General features: G+C 66.6%; 16 protein-coding genes. 1 reads left to right on the plus strand and 15 read right to left on the minus strand.

Translation table 11 applies throughout. The annotated features are described in order from the left end of the window. Positions 1–3: 3 nt before the first annotated feature. From ACOOHB_RS07420 to ACOOHB_RS07445, 6 genes are all read right to left on the minus strand, one after another. Positions 4–1,260, minus strand: a complete 1,257-nt coding sequence (locus ACOOHB_RS07420) for a sacsin N-terminal ATP-binding-like domain-containing protein (protein ID WP_420444156.1) — start codon at positions 1,258–1,260, stop codon at positions 4–6. A gap of 109 nt (positions 1,261–1,369) precedes the next feature. Continuing rightward, positions 1,370–1,519, minus strand: a complete 150-nt coding sequence (locus tag ACOOHB_RS07425; RefSeq protein WP_420444157.1) for a hypothetical protein — start codon at positions 1,517–1,519, stop codon at positions 1,370–1,372. Then, positions 1,510–1,644, minus strand: coding sequence for a hypothetical protein (locus tag ACOOHB_RS07430; protein WP_420444158.1), 135 nt, complete (start codon positions 1,642–1,644; stop codon positions 1,510–1,512). The genes ACOOHB_RS07425 and ACOOHB_RS07430 overlap by 10 nt, the downstream gene beginning before the upstream one ends. Before the next feature lie 2 nt (positions 1,645–1,646). Then, complete coding sequence (locus ACOOHB_RS07435) at positions 1,647–2,924, minus strand: ATP-binding protein (RefSeq protein ID WP_420444159.1); 1,278 nt, start codon at positions 2,922–2,924, stop codon at positions 1,647–1,649. 119 nt (positions 2,925–3,043) lie between these two features. Beyond that, positions 3,044–3,970, minus strand: coding sequence for a site-specific tyrosine recombinase (locus ACOOHB_RS07440; protein ID WP_420444160.1), 927 nt, complete (start codon positions 3,968–3,970; stop codon positions 3,044–3,046). Between the two features lie 2 nt (positions 3,971–3,972). Beyond that, a complete protein-coding gene (locus ACOOHB_RS07445; RefSeq protein WP_420444161.1) occupies positions 3,973–5,637 on the minus strand; it encodes a CTP synthase in 1,665 nt (554 codons plus the stop codon). A gap of 148 nt (positions 5,638–5,785) precedes the next feature. Here ACOOHB_RS07445 and ACOOHB_RS07450 point away from each other — a divergent pair, with 148 nt between their 5' ends. Continuing rightward, positions 5,786–7,288, plus strand: a complete 1,503-nt coding sequence (locus ACOOHB_RS07450) for an amidohydrolase family protein (protein ID WP_420444162.1) — start codon at positions 5,786–5,788, stop codon at positions 7,286–7,288. Between the two features lie 10 nt (positions 7,289–7,298). On the opposite strand, the gene ACOOHB_RS07455 is transcribed toward ACOOHB_RS07450, so the two are convergent. The 9 genes from ACOOHB_RS07455 to ACOOHB_RS07495 all read right to left on the minus strand — a co-directional run bounded on the left by ACOOHB_RS07455 (position 7,299) and on the right by ACOOHB_RS07495 (position 16,305). After that, on the minus strand, positions 7,299–8,429 hold the full coding sequence (locus tag ACOOHB_RS07455) for a hypothetical protein (RefSeq protein WP_420444163.1): 1,131 nt from the start codon (positions 8,427–8,429) through the stop codon (positions 7,299–7,301). Positions 8,430–8,466: 37 nt separating this feature from the next. After that, positions 8,467–9,345 carry a glycosyltransferase gene (locus tag ACOOHB_RS07460; protein ID WP_420444164.1) on the minus strand — a complete coding sequence of 293 codons (879 nt, stop codon included), beginning with the start codon at positions 9,343–9,345 and terminating at the stop codon, positions 8,467–8,469. Beyond that, on the minus strand, positions 9,342–10,403 hold the full coding sequence (locus ACOOHB_RS07465) for a copper transporter (RefSeq protein WP_420444165.1): 1,062 nt from the start codon (positions 10,401–10,403) through the stop codon (positions 9,342–9,344). Before ACOOHB_RS07465 ends, ACOOHB_RS07460 begins: the two co-directional genes overlap by 4 nt. Then, positions 10,404–11,588, minus strand: coding sequence for a putative cytokinetic ring protein SteA (gene steA, locus ACOOHB_RS07470; protein WP_420444166.1), 1,185 nt, complete (start codon positions 11,586–11,588; stop codon positions 10,404–10,406). Further along, on the minus strand, positions 11,585–12,076 hold the full coding sequence (locus ACOOHB_RS07475) for a hypothetical protein (RefSeq protein ID WP_420444167.1): 492 nt from the start codon (positions 12,074–12,076) through the stop codon (positions 11,585–11,587). Before ACOOHB_RS07475 ends, steA begins: the two co-directional genes overlap by 4 nt. Next, positions 12,055–13,356, minus strand: a complete 1,302-nt coding sequence (locus ACOOHB_RS07480) for a DNA repair protein RecN (protein ID WP_420444168.1) — start codon at positions 13,354–13,356, stop codon at positions 12,055–12,057. Before ACOOHB_RS07480 ends, ACOOHB_RS07475 begins: the two co-directional genes overlap by 22 nt. An 87-nt stretch (positions 13,357–13,443) precedes the next feature. Beyond that, positions 13,444–14,322 carry an NAD(+)/NADH kinase gene (locus tag ACOOHB_RS07485; RefSeq protein ID WP_420444169.1) on the minus strand — a complete coding sequence of 293 codons (879 nt, stop codon included), beginning with the start codon at positions 14,320–14,322 and terminating at the stop codon, positions 13,444–13,446. Beyond that, a complete protein-coding gene (locus ACOOHB_RS07490; RefSeq protein ID WP_420444170.1) occupies positions 14,319–15,185 on the minus strand; it encodes a TlyA family RNA methyltransferase in 867 nt (288 codons plus the stop codon). Before ACOOHB_RS07490 ends, ACOOHB_RS07485 begins: the two co-directional genes overlap by 4 nt. A gap of 100 nt (positions 15,186–15,285) precedes the next feature. Further along, complete coding sequence (locus ACOOHB_RS07495; RefSeq protein WP_420444171.1) at positions 15,286–16,305, minus strand: 2-oxoacid:ferredoxin oxidoreductase subunit beta; 1,020 nt, start codon at positions 16,303–16,305, stop codon at positions 15,286–15,288. Positions 16,306–16,324: the final 19 nt, after the last annotated feature.

A 16,324-nucleotide genomic window follows, 5' to 3' on the forward strand; every position in this document is an offset into this window, starting at 1 on the left:
GAGCTACGACAGGCTGAGGCGCTCTTGTTCGCGCACCCGAAACGACACTCGGGATGCGACTGTCCGTCTCGCCTTATCAAGGACAGCATCCTCGAGTGCGCGAATCACGAGCGACCGCGATTCTCCTTCGCCCGTGCGTGGCAGTGGTATCGACCGCCAAGCGGCCCGCGGATCACGCTCAATGAGGTCGACGACGGCCTCCGACCACACGTCTGCGACGAGATCTACGAGTGCTTTGTTCCATGCCGTATCGGCTAGGTCTCCACGGCTCGTGAGGGGATCGAACTGCGCGTTCACAAAGTGCGGTGAACGCGTCGGGGCCACAGGCAGCCCTGCGTAAACTTGGCCCATCTCGGTGGAGCTGGACGGGAAGGCCACCGCTATCGGAGTGGTCGCACCTGTCGCCTTGCGGGTGCGCTGGACGTCTGGTGGGGTTGGAATGTCAGCGCTGTAGGTGGTCCACGAGCGCCCATCGGAGGCGGTCGCGTGTTCTCGCGACACTGCCGGAAGTTCCGACGTCACTGACGGGTTCCCGTCCGGGTGCCGCGCGAACTCGAGCCTGAGAGTCGTGCCGCCGTTCGGATCCAGCAGGGTGACACGAGACACACTGCGAAGGAACAGCAAGGCAGAGTCGTCCCACTGGCTGAACCAGTCCTCGAGCGCCTGAGCTTGAATCGTGCCTTGCGGCACTGGAACTCGTAACGTGGTCCAACCGGGTTCGCAGAACCCCGGCGGATGTTCCGGTTGCCCGATCGGTGCGATCCGCGGATCGCCGATCCGAACGTGGTATGGAGCGCAGTGCACCTCGAGCGTGTTCGACAATGATCGAAGGGTTGAGAGGCCGATGCCAAATCGACCGGTGGCGTCTGCATCGTTGAACTTGGTGGTCAGCCAAGGGGTCGCGAATGCGAGCACATCGCTGAGGCGCACCGGATCGCCGTTGTGGGTAGCCAACAGCTCAGTCGGCCCAAGCTGGAAGCGAACTACCGAGGCGTGTGCGTCGTCGGCGTTCTGAACGATCTCTGCGAGTCCTTGCAATCCATCGCTGGTCAGCATGCTTGCACTGTCGCTCGCGCCGTCAAGCGCTTCTGCTATCGCACCCGGTAGCTGCTCGAAGCGCTCGCCGAGACGTTGGACCGCCGCCCACGCTTCAACATGATTGGAGGGCTCGAAGGACGCTGGCTCCCTATTGATTACTTGGTCGGCAGCCTCAATGGCCCCCTTGATTCCGCCGCTCTGACCTGCCAAGTTCTCCTGCACCAATTCGCTCCTGGAGTGACAAGAATCCGGCCATCCGATAAGCGAACGCCCCAGCGCTGAACGTACGTCTTGCACACATCGGGATTCGAGTGGGGTGGTTGTTGCCGGGTCAGACAGAACCCCGAGGCACGACCCACTCGGTCGGTTGCCCAGACACTTCGGCGATCCGGTCGTAGTCGGCGTCGTAGTGAACGACGGTGAGATGGTGCATGCGCGCCAGCGCGCTCTTATCTACGGGATAGAGGGGTCTCAGCGCCACGCGGCGGACATGACCTCGTCGTCTGCAATGTCAGTGCCGTGCAGATCGGCGAGACGACGCGCATGCCTGAGCCGCAACTCAGCATCGATGGTGTGCCGCAGCGCTGCGTTCACCGTGTCCTTCATGACTACGGCCCCAACGCGGTGATGGGCACCACTGAGACGCCGTCGGGCCGTCGGTAGCCGTAGCCGGTTGCAGTGACCACCAGTTTGGCGACCGGCGCTGCGCGCTCGCCGGCATCGATGGTTGCGCAGGTCTTGGTCAGCGAGCGGGCGGCATCGTCCACGCGTGTCGCACCCAGCTTGACTTCTACAGGAAGCCAGCTGCCGTCTCGGCGCTCGATGATCGCATCGAGTTCATCGCCGTAGCTGGTGCGCCAGTGGAACACCTCTGCCTGGTTGGCCGCTGCGTAGACGCGAAGGTCGCGGATCACCAGCGATTCGAACAGGAGGCCCAAGGTCTCGAGTTCATCGAGCAACCGGTTCGGCGTTGCGGCCAGCACAGCCGCGGCCAGCGAGGGGTCGGCGAAATGGCGCTTGAGCGACTGCTGCAGAGTCGCTCGCGAACGAAGCCGTGCCGGCCACACGGGCAAGTCCTCCACCATGAACACTCTCTCCAGCGCATCCAGGTAGTTGGCTGTGGCGTTCCAGCTGAGCGGAGGCTCGCCGGCCACGTCGCGCGCAAGTGTGCTCAAGGACGCCGTCGTGGAGGTGTGCCTTCCAAGCGAAACGAGCAGACGCCGAACGCGGGCTGGATCGTGCCGGGTGCCGGAGGCCGCTGGCAGATCGACGCGGGCCATCTCGTCCAGATAGCTCTCCAACAGTTCCTGTGCCACCGACGCCGGCCGACTCAAGTTGCGGGGCCATCCGCCTCGACACAGGATCTCTGCCATCTCAGGGACGGTCACCGACGGCGCAGCGGCATCGCATGGCCCGCCGTCGAGCAGTGACCCGAGCGACACGCTGCCATCGGACTCGCCGCTCTCCATCAACGACATCGGGCGCATCCTCACCCGTCGGACTCGCCCCGCCCCCGAGTGACGGGTGATGTCGTCGGGCGGTTGCGCCGAACCCGTCAGGATGAAGCAGCCGACGTCACGGCCTTCGTCGACGACGTGGCGCGCCGTATTCCAGATGGACGGCACGATTTGCCACTCGTCTACGAGACGCGGGCGGGGGCCCTCAAGCGCACGTCGGGGCACGATCTCGGCACCTTGCCGCGCCGCCGCATCGTCCAAGAGCTGCACTTGGCTCTGCGCATGGCGCAGCCCTGTCCAGGTCTTGCCGCACCCCTTGACGCCCTCGATGACCACGATGGGCGCCGAGTCGAGTGCTGCGGACACCTGAACATCAGCCACACGGGGGAGATATCCGTGGGGAACCAACGGTCCAATCGGGGCAACCATATCACCATGCTAGTACGTGTAGCAATTTTCAGGTAATTTGTGTATCAAGTTCTTGGCACGCAATATTATAATTTTCTGGGCCAACATGTTGCGACTTTGGGCAGCACGGCCCACAACCGCTAGTAACGAGCGCGGGGGTGTGCTTGGCGGTACACCTCGGTCAATCGTTCTTGGGAAACCGCGGTGTACCGCTGAGTGCTCGAGATTGAGGCGTGACCCAGCAGCTCCTGCACGCTGCGGATGTCCGCGCCACCGTCGAGCATGTGGGTGGCGCACGAGTGGCGCAGCACGTGAGTGGTCAGCTGGTCAGGGCCGAGACCGACGCGTTCACCGTGGCGACGCACGATCAGCCACACACCCTGCCGGGTAATCCGCCGACCCCGGGCGTTGAGGAACAATGCGGCGGCATCGTCGCGGGATCTCCATGCGGAGGGTTCCAACGCTCCCCGGCCGGCGCCGCTCAGCCAGTCCCCGACCGCATCGGCGGCGTGGCGCCCCACCGGCACAATCCGCTCCTTGCCCCCTTTGCCCCAGACCCGCATGAGCCGCTCATTGAGATCCACGTCGCCCAGAGAAAGTGCGACGAGCTCGCTGGCCCGCAGGCCCATGCCGTAGAGCACTTCGAGCATTGCCCGATCGCGCCGGACCAGCGGGCTGTCTCCGACTGGAGAGGCCAGCAGCTGTTCGATCTGGTCACGCCGCAGCGCCCGAGGCAAGCCGGCCGGCGTGCGGGGCACGTCCAGCGCCCCTGCCGGATCGTTCGACGCCAAGTCCTCGGCCACCAGGAACCGGTAGAGGCCACGCAGGCTGACAGCGGCCCGGGCCACCGTCGAGGGGGCCCGCCCGAGGTCGTCTCGCAGGTGCGCCAGGTAGGCGGCGATATCGGAGGTGCTGGCGTCGAGCAGGCCTCGGCCTCTGGATTCCAGCCATGCAGCGAAGGCGTAGAGGTCTGCCCGGTACGACGCGATAGTGCGCGGCGCTCGACCCCGCTCGTTCGACAGCCAGCCCAGGTAGTCCTCGGCCTCGACTGCCAGCGCAGCGGACACCGTCAGCCCAGTTGCTCTGAGCCCAGCGGTCCGGTTCCAGAAGATGCTGGCAGCAGCTGTGGGTTGCGTCCCTCGGCGCGGGCGAGCGCTGCACCCACCAATCCGCAGAACAGCGGTGCGGGCCGGTTGGGGCGGCTCTTGAACTCCGGGTGCGCTTGGGTGCCCACCCAGAACGCGTGGCCGTCCAGCTCGATGAACTCCGCCAGCCTGCCGTCGGGCGACATCCCGCTGCACTGCAGGCCACCCTCTTCCATCCGCTGGCGGTAGGCGCTGTTGACCTCGTAGCGATGCCGGTGCCGCTCGTTGACCAGCGTGTCGCCATACATCGCTGCGACACGGCTGCCAGGAGCCAGCCTGGCCACATATGCGCCGAGCCTCATGGTGCCGCCCTTGTCCTGGACGTTGCGCTGCGCATGCATGAGGTCGATGACCGGGTGCAGCGTGTTGAGGTCGAACTCGGTCGAGTTGGCGCCGAGCAAGCCCAATTCGTTGCGGCAAAACTCGATCACCATGACCTGCAGCCCCAAGCACAGGCCCAGGCATGGGATGTCGTGTTCGCGGGAGTACGCAGCGGCGGCGATCTTGCCTTCGATGCCGCGCGAACCGAACCCTCCTGGGATCACCATGCCGTCGAGGTGCCGCAATCGCCCAGCGGCAAGCAGGCCCTCGATCTCCTCGGAGTGGATCCACTCGATTTCGACCTCGACACCGTGGTAGGAGGCTGCATGGCGGAGCGACTCCACGACCGACAAGTAGGCATCAGGAAGGGTCACGTACTTGCCGATGATGCCGATGCGCACCGTCGCCTGCGGGGCCTTGATGCGGGCCAACATCGCTTCCCACTCGGCGAGGTCGGGTTCGACGTCATCGAACCCCAGGATCCCGCACAGGAAGCTGTCGAGGCCCTCGGCCCGCAGCACCATCGGGATCTCATAGAGGACCAACGAATCGGGGGCGTTCACCACACCGGCGAGCTCGACGTCGCTGAGGTTGGAGATCTTGTTGCGCAGGCCGTCCTCGATGGGACTTTCGCTGCGCAGCACGATGGCGTCAGGCTGCACGCCGCGGCTGCGCAACTCGGTCACCGAGTGCTGCGTGGGCTTGGTCTTCTGCTCGCCTGAGGGGCCGATGAACGGCACCAGCGTGACGTGCACATAGCAGATGTTCTGACGGCCGACTTCGAGGCGCATCTGACGGATGGCTTCGAGGAAGGGCAGGATCTCGATGTCGCCGACCGTGCCGCCCACCTCGGTGATGACCACGTCAACGTCGCTGGTTGCCAGCTTGCGAATGCGTTCTTTGATCTCGTCGGTGATATGCGGGATGACCTGCACCGTCCGCCCGAGGTACTCGCCCCTTCGTTCGTCAGCCAGCACCTTCTGGTAGATCGAGCCCGTCGTCGCGTTCGAATCACGGGTCAGCGACACGTCGATGAACCGCTCGTAGTGGCCGAGATCGAGGTCGGTCTCACCGCCGTCGTCAGTGACGAACACCTCGCCGTGCTCGTACGGGTTGAGAGTGCCGGGGTCGACGTTGATGTACGGGTCCAGCTTCTGCATGGTGACCTGCAGTCCCCGGGCGACGAGCAAGCGCCCCAGCGAGGCCGCGGTGAGTCCCTTGCCGAGGGAGCTGGCGACTCCACCGGTGACGAAAATGTGCTTGGCCACGCGGCTCCCTTAGTGGGCTCCCTCGAATTCCATCTCAAGCTACCGTCGCTTTGGCCGGGGGTGGCTGATCCCCGCAAGAGCTCAGCGACCTCTCGGGGAACCCGCTGAGAACTTCACTTCGGAGCATCCTCCTGCTGGACGGGAAACCATGAACGACCTCACGAACGAAGAACGTAACGAAGAACGTAACGAAGAGCCGGCAGATCTGTTGGTACACGACGCCATGTTGGTGGCGACGTGTGACGGTCAGCGCCAAGAGATCGGTGGCGGGTGGGTTGCCATCGCGGACGGTCTCATCAGCGCTGTCGGAGGAGCCGGCGAGGCGCCTCCACGGGCGCAGCGGCACATCGACGCGAGCGGCTGCCTGGTGACACCGGGGCTCATCAACACCCACCACCACATGTACCAAAACCTCACTCGGTCGTACGCACCGGCGCTTCGGGGCGGGCTGTTCGACTGGTTGACCACGCTGTACCCGTTGTGGGCACGGCTCGACGAGCAGGGCGCGTACCTGTCCGCCTGGGTAGGCCTTGCCGAGCTTGCGCTGGGCGGTTGCACCACGAGCACCGATCACCTGTACGTGCACCCCCGAGGTACCGGCGACCTGATCACAGCCGAGATCACCGCGGCTGCCGAGTTGGGCATGCGCTTTCATCCCACACGGGGCTCGATGTCGCTCGGGCGCTCGGCGGGTGGACTGCCGCCCGACGAGGTATGCCAATCGCCCGACGAGATCTTGGCGGAATCGGAGCGGCTTGTCGCCGTGCACCATGACCGCGCACCTAACGCGATGGTGCGCATCGCGCTGGCGCCCTGCTCGCCGTTCTCAGTCTCGACCGATCTGATGACCGCCACCGCTGCGTTGGCCTCCCAGCTTGACGTGCGTCTGCACACGCATCTCGCTGAAGACCCCGGTGAGGACGGGTTCTGCATCGAGATGTTCGGGATGCGGCCGGTGGAGTACTTCGAGCACTGCGGCTGGGGCTCGGATCGCTCGTGGATCGCACATGGGGTGCAGCCCAACCCCGCCGAGATCGCACGGCTCGGCTCCTGGGGCACCGGAGTGGCGCACTGCCCGAGCTCGAACATGTTGCTGGGCGTCGGACTGGCCCCGGTACGCGAGCTACGGGCCGCCGGTGTGCCCGTGGGCCTCGGCGTGGACGGCTCGGCCAGTACCGATTCGGCATCAATGTGGACCGAAGCGCGCAATGCCCTGCTGGTAGCACGGCTGCGCGACGGCCAGCGACACTTGAGCGCTGAGCAGGGCCTGGACAGCGGCAGGACGGGCGACGGCGCGACCGGCGGCGGCGCCGATGACGCCGGAAGAGCCGATTTGGTGTATTTCTCCGCCCGCAATGTCCTAGACCTTGCAACTCGTGGCAGTGCGGGCTGTCTCGGCCGGGTGGGCGAGATCGGCGAGCTGTCACCCGGCGCATGCGGCGACCTCGTTGTCTGGCAGCTCGACGGTCCCGCGTTCGCGGGTGCACTGTCAGATCCGATCGAGGCGTGGCTGCGCTGCGGCCCGCTGTCCGCCCGGGACACGATCGTGGCCGGTCGCCCCGTCGTCGCCGACGGTCAGATCGTCCACCCCAGCCTCGACGCGCGCCTGGCGGAACATCGGCAGTGCGCCGCTGCCATGCAGCGGGCATAAGACTCGCCTGTCAGTCGCGGCGGTACGGCGAGCCGAGCCGGTCCAGCCACCGCAACGGCGGCACTGCGTCGATGATCCGGCTGAACGACCAGCGCTCGCTCGCGAGGTTCAGCACCGCCAGCACCACCAGCACGACCCACTCGAGGGCCGCGGAGTACATGGCGATCGTGGCCATGCCCAGCACCGCACCGAGGGGGTTGACGCCAGTGTCACCCTGCATGTGCTTTTCGGCCAGCTCGCTGCGCAGCAGCCCGGCCGCCGCTCCGACCGCTCCGGCAGCCCACACCCCCCAGTCCGCTGCATCGGGTCCTTGGGTGAAGCACCCGGGGCCGCAAGATGCCGTGATTGCCGCCGGCACGAGACCCACCAGCCACCACGCCAGCGCAGCCTTGGTGGCGCGTCCCGGCACCCGGTCCAACAGGTTCGCCAGGTTGGCCGCGAGGGCCACAATCAAGGCCCCACGCAGCATCGTCACGATGCTCCACCCTGGCGACGCCGCTGCGGTGAATATCCCGAGCAACGACTGCACTCCCTCGACCCAGCTGTCGAATCCGCCGCCGACCCAATCGACTAGGTCGCTCACATCACCCCAAGTCCCCAACTGGACTGCAGCAAGCGCCACGACGACGCCTCCGAGCGCCTTCTGGACTCCGGTAGTGAGGCGTCGCTGATGCCAGCTGCGTCGCAGATGCCCGGCAAATCCGCGAACGCTGGTCGTAGTTGTGTCGCCGGTGGCACCACGAGTGTCATCCCTGTAGCCCAGCCAACCGAAACCGAACAACAGCACCAGCGTCGCGAGGCCCCCAGCGATTGCTGCGGGTTCCAGCGAACGGTTCAGCACAAAGCTGCGGTCCCCCACGACGACCGCCCAGATACCGTGCCCGCCAGGCTCGATGATGACGAGCGCAGCCGTCACGGCAATCGTCACGATGATGCTCGCTGCGACCGTCAGCAGTCCCCCCACGGCCACGACGGGCTGTCCGCGGTAGTTGGGGCCTACCCAGCGGTCACGCGCCATGCGGTTGCCCAGCCAGCGCCACAGCAGCTCCGCAATCGCCAGCGAGCCGAAGAACGCAGCGACGAGCAGCACTGCAGTTCGCAGCCGATTGTCGAAATCGGAACTGACGAGTGCGAGCGTCATTGCCGTCAGTGGACCTCGCAGGCGCGACGCCGAGGCCTCACGGTTCGCTCGAGGTGCGGCGTCGCCGTGACTTGAGGCGGGACCGCAGCCGTTGCGGCAATCCCAAGCGCGATTGTGGCCACGACGGCCGCCACAATCGCAGTCGCCTCAGCGCCGCATGCACGTCCCGCCCTCGCTTCCGAGACGCTGGTCGACGTGACGACAGCGCACGGCTAACGAGCGATGCGAACAAGAGATAGATCGTCTTCGGGCCCCCGATGCGGGAGGCCGCGGCGCGGTACACGTGCCGGCCGATTCTTGCCCGGTGAGCAAAGCCGCTGAGGTCACGCCCGGACGGCCGATGGGAGAATCCGACCTCGATCTCGCTGATGGAAGCCCCGCGTGAGGCCGCATCGAGCGTCAGGCCAATCTCGAGACCGAATCCGTCGGCGAGCTCCAGCGAGCGCAGCAGCGGACCCCGCAGGGCGCGCTGGCCCGACAAGGGCTCAGCCAGCGTCAGCCCGGTCTCGGCACGCAGGACGCGCGCCGCGAAGCCCTTGACGAATCCGAACCCGCCCCCGCCAGGGGGGGAATCGAATGCGGCGATCGTCATATCGGCCGCCCCCAGCGCAACCGGTCGCAGCAGTTCGCCGGCCAACGCGGCGGTGCGACCCAGATCGGCATCGATGAGCAAGTACGCGTCCGGGGCACCTGAGGCGGCGACGCCCGCTGCAATCGCGGCCCCCTTGCCGCGATTGCGCGCAAGCTCAATGACGCGCGCCCCTGCGGCGGCCGCAACCGCGGCTGTGCGATCGGACGACCCGTCGTCGACCACGATGACATCGAGCACATCTGGCACGGTCCGCAGCGCCGTCACCGTGGCCCCCACCGTGTCGGCCCGGTCGTATGCAGGCACGATTGCCACGGCGTGTGTCATGACGGGCCCAATCCGTGCTCGGGATCGGCCGAGGAGAAGTGACGGATCTCGGGCAGATCCTCGAGCGCCACGAGCAGCGCCAGATCGCCCGAGAAGGTGTCCACGCCGTCGACGCTCGAGAACGAGGCGGCGAGCAGTGGGTCTGACCGAACCCTTTCGAGCACAGCGCCGTATCCGATGCCTGCGGCGTCGCGGGCGGGCACCTCGACAATCACGCCGCTGCCCGAATATCCGTCGTCAGCGATGACCGTCAAAAGGTCGAACACGAAGTCCTCGTTCAGCCCTGCTGCAGCTGCATCGGTCACCACCACAAGGCGCAGTCCCTCCCCGCCGAGCAGGTGCAACGCGACTGCACCGGTGCCGTCGTGGGTGACCAAGCCCAAGTCGCGAAGCAGTGTGAGCGCCGTGCGCGTCCGAGGGGCCAACAGGAAGCCGCGCGAGAAGCCGTCGAGTGCACCGGCGTCGGTGATCGCGTTGACGTCGGCATTGAGTGCTCGGCTCGAACCCGCCTCCGATGGCTGCAGGAGCGCCTGGGGCACCAAGAAGCGCAACGCCCTGCGTACCGCGTTGCGGCTGTCGCCTGCGAGCGAGAACGCTTCAGCAATTCGTTGGCGCACTTCGGGGTCATAGAGGCGCAGATCGTCGCTGAGCCACAGCACACCGCCGAGTTGTGTATCGGTTGCTGCCAAGCGGGCTCTGATGGCGACGACCACGTCGGTGTCGGTGCTCTCGGGTGCAACGATCAGCGTTGTCGTGCCGCTCAAACGCCCTTGCGGAAGGTATGGGCGGACCAGATCCTCGACCTCGAACCGTTCGGACCGCGCGGCGTCGACGCTCGCAAGCGCTTCGGAACGCGCCGCCTCAGCCTCGTCAAGCGCCGCCTCGGCTTCGGAACGCCTGTCGATCGCCTCCTCAGTGTCGGCTTGAAGCTGGTCCACCCGGGATTCCAGATTGCTGACCAACACTGAGTCCACAAACGTCGAGCCCAGCGCCAGGCCGATTGCCAAGGCCAGGAAGACGGCCGCGATGGACACGATGTGGTAGCGGAGGTTGACCATTCAGAGACCCATGTTGATCCACAGCGTGCGCAGCAGAAGCCGGCCTGGCTCGGTCACTGCGGCAATGACGCCGATAGTGACCAGCGCCGAGACGATCAGCATCGCCATGTCGCGCTTGCGCACTTGGGTGCGGTACAGACGGCTCACACCCTTTGCATCCACGAGTGCCGAGGACACCTGCATCCGGGTGAGGAAGGTGGATGCCATGCCGCGGCGGCCCTTGTCGAAGAAATCGACCATTGAGGTGTGGGACCCGACCTCCACAATCTGCTCTGCGCGCTGCTCAAATGCCAGTCGCAATGCGACGTCCTCGCTGGTACCGGGCGCAGAAATGACGTCATAGCTCAGGCCTGCATCATCAAGGCGTCGCGCACCCGGCGCGCCCCCCTCGGGATAGCCATGCACGATGAGCTGCGCCCCGCAGACCAGCGCCCGCGGCGAGACTGAGTCGAAGTCGCCGATGATGATGTGCGGCACGAACCCTGCTTCGAGGAGCGCATCCGCCCCTCCGTCCACACCGATGAGCACCGGCCGCATGTCCGACATATAGCCCGAGCGCCGAAGTGCCGCGAGATCTTCGCGGTAGTCGATGCCGCGCACCACCACCAGCACGTGGCGGCGGCGCAGCTCGTGTCGCAGCGGAGGGATGTCCAATTCCTCGGTGAGGATCTGCGGCTCCTTTTCGAGGTACTCAAGCGTGTTGCGGGCGAAGCTCCCCAATTCGCTGCGCACCGCAATGCGCGCCGATTCGAGCACATGCTCGAAGTACTCGGCGTCGCGGCGGTAACCGGTCCCGATCACCTCGCCGTCGCGCAGGACCTCGTCGCCGGCAATTGCGATCTCGTCGCCCTCTCCCAACGCCTTGAATGCGGCCTCGCCGATGTCCTCCAGCACGGGCACCCCGGCCTGAGCGAGCGTGAGGCCGCCGAGCGCCGGGTACCGGCCGCTCATCGTCGGCACAGCGTTGACCACGGCCGCCGCCCCGGCTGCGAGGAGCCCATCGGCGGCGACCCGATCGAGATCTGCGTGGTGGATGACTGCTATTTCGCCTCGTTCCAAGCGTCGGAGCAGATTCTTTGTGCGGCGGTCCACCCGGCACAGGCCCGCCAACGCAGAGTTGGCACCGTTTCGGCGGCGCCGCACACGCCGGCGGCGAGCCGTCTCTCCCTCGCGGGACAAGCTCACGGGATTGCGCCGCTACGCGCTGGCTCAGCAACCACCGCTGCGTCCCCTTCGTCGGCGAGCTCAGCCGTCGCTGCGTCGATGTCCGGCTGCGTTCCATCGAGCGCCGGTCGCTTCGCAGCGGCATTGTCGAGCAGTTCGCTTGCGTGCTGGCGGCCGCTTGCCCAGTGGGGCTGACCCGCAAGCATCCGCGCCAACTCGCTCACACGTTCGGTGCCGGTGACCGCGACCAGGTCCGACGCGACTGTTGCGCCGTCGTCGGTCTTGCGCACGGCCACGTGGTGATGCGCAGATGCCGCTACCTGAGGGAGATGGGTCACCACCAGCACCTGGTGGTTCTTGGTCAGCGAGGCCAGCGCTTGACCGACGGCCAGCGCCGTCTCACCGCCGATGCCGGCGTCGACCTCGTCGAACACCAGTGTCGGCGGACCATTGGTCAAGACCAGCCGCAAGGCCAGCATCACCCGTGCTAGCTCGCCGCCGGAGGCCACCTTGGACAGCGGGCCGGGCGGAGTGCCCCGGTTCGCGCTGAAGCACAGCTCGACGCCGTCGCTCGGCAGGAGGCCACCTTGGACAGCGGGCCGGGCGGAGTGCCCCGGTTCGCGCTGAAGCACAGCTCGACGCCGTCGCTCGGCGGGTCGCCCGATACGCCGACTTCCAGCGTGCCACCCGGCAGCGCCAGCGACGCCAGGTGCTCGGTCACGGCGGCAGCCAGCCCCGGAGCAGCCGCTCGGCGAACTGCAGCGACGGCCTGTGCCTCGCGGTCCAGGTGGCGCTGCGCTGCGATGATGCCCGACTCCAGTTCGATCGCCAGCTCCTCGTGGCGCTCCAGCTGCGAGAGGCGCTCGGCAGCGCGGGCGCCGAACGACATCACCTCAGCGAGTGTGTCGCCGTACTTGCGCGTCAACTCACGCAGCAGTTGGTGCCGTGCGCGGACATCGGCCAACGCCTGGGGATCGTCTTCGATCGTCTCGAGCACGCTCCGAAGCTGCGCCACGGTGTCGTCCAGCTCCGCGGCCGCGGCCCCGAGTCGCTCGCTCAGGGGGGCAAACGCCTTCCGGGCACCCAGCGCGGCCAAAGCGCTGCCCAGCTTGTCGATGACGCCGTCGTCACCGGCGAGTGCCTGGCGGGCCGCGTGCCCCTCCCCGAGGTGAGATGTCGCATCCGCCAGCAGGTCTTCGCGCTCCGCGATCCGTTCCAGCTCGTCGGGGTTCTCCAGCTGCGCGGCGGCAATCTCGTCGACCTGATACCGAAGGAGATCGATCTCCTGTGCCCTGGCACGTGCATCGCCGCCGAGCGCTGCCAGGTTGCCAGCCAGCGCCCGCAGCTCCTCACGTGCTGCCGCCAATGGATGCAGGTCCACGCCGCCCCAGCGGTCCAGCGCCTCACGCTGAGTGCGCGGCCGCAGCAACGACTGGTGCTGGTGCTGCCCGTGCAAGTCGATGAGCCCGGCTCCCAGCTCGGCGAGCTCCGGTGCCGAAGCCATGGTGCCGTCCATGTAGGCACGGCTGCGGCCTGCGGCCGGGATCACGCGGCGCAGCACGAGTTCGCTGCCATCGGGGTTCACGAATCTGCCTTCGACGACTGCTTCGGTCGCGCCTGCCCGCACCATCGCAGGATCAGCTCGCCCGCCCACGAGCAGCTGGACCGCATGCACGACGAGCGTCTTGCCGGCTCCCGTCTCGCCGGTCAATGCTGTCATTCCCGCGCCGAGCACCAGGCTGGCTCGCTCGATTACCCCGAGATTGCGCACCGCCAGCTCTGCAAGCATCAGCAGCTCCTGCCGCCTTCCGGCCGACCGCAGGGGTCCGGTGGCTGCCGCTGGCAGGGCATTCGTCGCTCGCTCATCGACGCAATCTCAGCGATCCTTGAGGCCGAATTTGTGCTTCAGCACGCGATGGAAGCTGTCTCCCCCGGCGGTGACGAACTGTGCCTCGTATGGGGCGCGCGTCACCACGAGCTTGTCACCTGTCTGCAGCATCGTGGCCGAACGCCCATCCACTGCGGCCAACGCCGGCCGCTCGCTGACCACCCGAATGCCGATCTCGGTGTCGGGTGGCAGCAGCAGCGACCGATCGAACAGCATGTGCGGCGCGACCGGCGTGACCTGTAGGGACGAATGCGTCGGCGCAACGACGGCTCCTCCCGCAGAGAGGCTGTACGCGGTGGAACCCGTTGGTGTGGACACGATGAGACCGTCTGCTGCATAGGTCGCGAACATGTCGCCGTCGAGCCAGACCTCCAGCCTGACCGTGTGGCCCGGATCGCGCTTCTCGAGGACGACTTCGTTCAAACCGGTCCACGCATCTGCATCTTGGGGGTCGGGGTCGTCGGGATGTTCGCCAGGTCGCCGGCGCACGGTTGCGCTGACCATCATCCGCTGGGATATGTCCAACGCTCCCTCGAGCGCCGCGGCGACCGTCTCGGTGAGCTGTGCAGGCTCGAATTCGGTCAAGTAGCCGAGGTGGCCGACGTTGACACCGAGAACCGGCACTCCTGCGGCCGCCACTAGATCGAACGAGCGCAGCATGGTGCCATCGCCTCCGACGCTCACTGCTAGATCCGGCACCGTGCCGATGGGCTCGTCGGCTGCGAGATCGCTGCGACCGATGGCCGATGCCTCTGCGCGCCCCAGCTCGACGGTGTGACCCTTACTCTCGAGCCAGTCCACCAACTGTCTCGAGGCCGACACGGCGTCGGCGCGCTCGGCATGGGCGACGATCAGCACGGCGCTCATCGATCTGTTCTCCCGTCGTGGCGGTTGCCTTCGGCGTGCCGGATTGCCCCGTCGATTGCGGCATCGAGGTCAAACGCGGCGGCGGTTCGGGAGGCGCCGACGACGTGGCTCGGTTGGTCCGCAGCGCGACGGCAATAGAGGAAGAACTCGACATTGCCCGCCGCACCTCGCAGCGGCGAGACGGCGACGCCTGCCGGCACCAGGCCGCATCCGGTCGCGCTCGCTGCCACCTCGCGGACCACCCGCCGCCACACGTCGGGGTCGCGGACCACGCCCTTGCCCCGAGAGGCCTCGCGCCGGCCGGCTTCGAACTGCGGTTTGACGAGCAGCACCGCATCCCCACCGGGTGCGGTACACGCCGCCAGATTCGCCATCACCGTTCGCAGCGAGATGAATGACAGGTCGGCGGTCACGATGTCTGCCGCACCGCCGATGTCAGCGGCCCCCACATGACGCACGTTGCAGCGCTCTCGCGCCGTGACCCGGGTATCGGTGCGCAGACGTGCATCGAGCTGACCCCAGCCGACGTCGGCCGCCACAACCTGAACTGCGCCTCGCTGTAGCAGACAGTCCACAAACCCACCCGTCGAAGAGCCGGCGTCGAATGCGTGCCTCCCAACGACGGGGACCCCAAAAACGTCCAACGCTGCATCGAGCTTGTCGCCGCCGCGTGACACGAATCGGGCAGGTTCACCGCTGAGCTCGACTGGCTCCGCGGCCGCCACCATCCGTGAGGGCTTCTGCGCGACTGCACCGCTGACGAGCACCCGGCCACCGGAGATGAGTGCCTGCGCGGCCGCCCGTGACGGCGCCATGGCTCGGCGCACCAACTCGTTGTCGAGGCGTCGTCGCACGGTGTTCATGCAGCCGAAAGTACCAGCGCGCCCATCGCGCGCCGAAGTGAATTCTCAGACACAGCCACGGCGGTCTTGCCGCCGCGAGCCTCTGGGCGCGAGGTGGAACTCAGACGTACCAAGTACCGCGTGAACGCAACAACTGTGCGACGTCCGCGGGGCCCTGCTTTTCCTGGGCTGCGGCCAGCTGCCGCGTGGAAGCCATTGCGTACTCACTGCGCCGCACGGCACGGAACACGCCGATCGGGGTCGGCTCAAAGGGTCCGCGTGCGAGACGGGCCAGCATGAACGCCGTCGACGGATCATGCTTGGTCTCGTCATGGGTGAGCAGCTCGTCAGGACTCACATCGGCTGAGTGGATGACTCGGGCGCAGCCTGACTCGTCAATGACGCCGAATTCGCCATCAGCCCCGAACCGGATGGGTTCGCCATGTGTCAGCGGGATCAGGTTGGCGTCGCGATTCTGCTTCTTCGTGACACCTTCGAAGGCGCCGTCGTTGAAGACGTTGCAGTTCTGGAACACCTCCACGAACGCGGCGCCCTCGTGTTCGTGCGCCCGCCGGAACGTTTCCATCATGTGCTGGCGGTCCATGTCGTGGGTACGGGCCACAAACGAGGCCTCAGCTCCAAGCGCCACGGATAGCGGGTTGAACGGTGCGTCCAGCGAACCCATCGGCGAACTCTTGGTGACCTTACCGATCTCGCTGGTGGGGCTGAACTGGCCCTTGGTGAGGCCATAGATCTGGTTGTTGAACAGCAGCACCTTGATCTTGACGTTGCGACGCAACGCGTGAATCAGGTGATTGCCGCCGATCGACAGCATGTCGCCGTCACCGCCGATGACCCACACGTCGAGATCAGGCCGCGCCATTGCCAGGCCAGTGGCGATCGCAGGTGCTCGGCCGTGGATGCCGTGCACGCCGTAGGAGTTCATGTAGTACGGGAAACGGGCGGCACACCCGATGCCCGAAATGAACACCGTGTTGTGCGGCTCGGTGCCGAGGCTCGGCATCAGCATCCTCATTGCCGTGAGGATGGAGTAGTCGCCGCAGCCCGGGCACCAGCGGACCTCCTGGTCGGAGGCCCAGTCGGCGGGCGTTGTCGTCGGCTGGAAAGAGGTGTCGGTCATCGTGCTGTTTGCCTCTGTC

The organism is Candidatus Poriferisodalis sp., from assembly GCF_965215815.1.
Lineage (GTDB): Bacteria > Actinomycetota > Acidimicrobiia > Acidimicrobiales > Poriferisodalaceae > Poriferisodalis.

Excerpts from the sequence above, each read along its gene's own strand:
- ACOOHB_RS07430 (WP_420444158.1), bottom strand. The coding sequence starts at position 1,644 with ATGAAGGACACGGTGAACGCAGCGCTGCGGCACACCATCGATGCTGAG.
- ACOOHB_RS07435 (WP_420444159.1), bottom strand. The coding sequence starts at position 2,924 with ATGGTTGCCCCGATTGGACCGTTGGTTCCCCACGGATATCTCCCCCGT.
- ACOOHB_RS07450 (WP_420444162.1), top strand. The coding sequence starts at position 5,786 with ATGAACGACCTCACGAACGAAGAACGTAACGAAGAACGTAACGAAGAG.
- ACOOHB_RS07455 (WP_420444163.1), bottom strand. The coding sequence starts at position 8,429 with ATGACGCTCGCACTCGTCAGTTCCGATTTCGACAATCGGCTGCGAACT.
- ACOOHB_RS07460 (WP_420444164.1), bottom strand. The coding sequence starts at position 9,345 with ATGACACACGCCGTGGCAATCGTGCCTGCATACGACCGGGCCGACACG.
- ACOOHB_RS07465 (WP_420444165.1), bottom strand. The coding sequence starts at position 10,403 with ATGGTCAACCTCCGCTACCACATCGTGTCCATCGCGGCCGTCTTCCTG.
- ACOOHB_RS07480 (WP_420444168.1), bottom strand. The coding sequence starts at position 13,356 with ATGCTTGCAGAGCTGGCGGTGCGCAATCTCGGGGTAATCGAGCGAGCC.
- ACOOHB_RS07485 (WP_420444169.1), bottom strand. The coding sequence starts at position 14,322 with ATGAGCGCCGTGCTGATCGTCGCCCATGCCGAGCGCGCCGACGCCGTG.
- ACOOHB_RS07490 (WP_420444170.1), bottom strand. The coding sequence starts at position 15,185 with ATGAACACCGTGCGACGACGCCTCGACAACGAGTTGGTGCGCCGAGCC.
- ACOOHB_RS07495 (WP_420444171.1), bottom strand. The coding sequence starts at position 16,305 with ATGACCGACACCTCTTTCCAGCCGACGACAACGCCCGCCGACTGGGCC.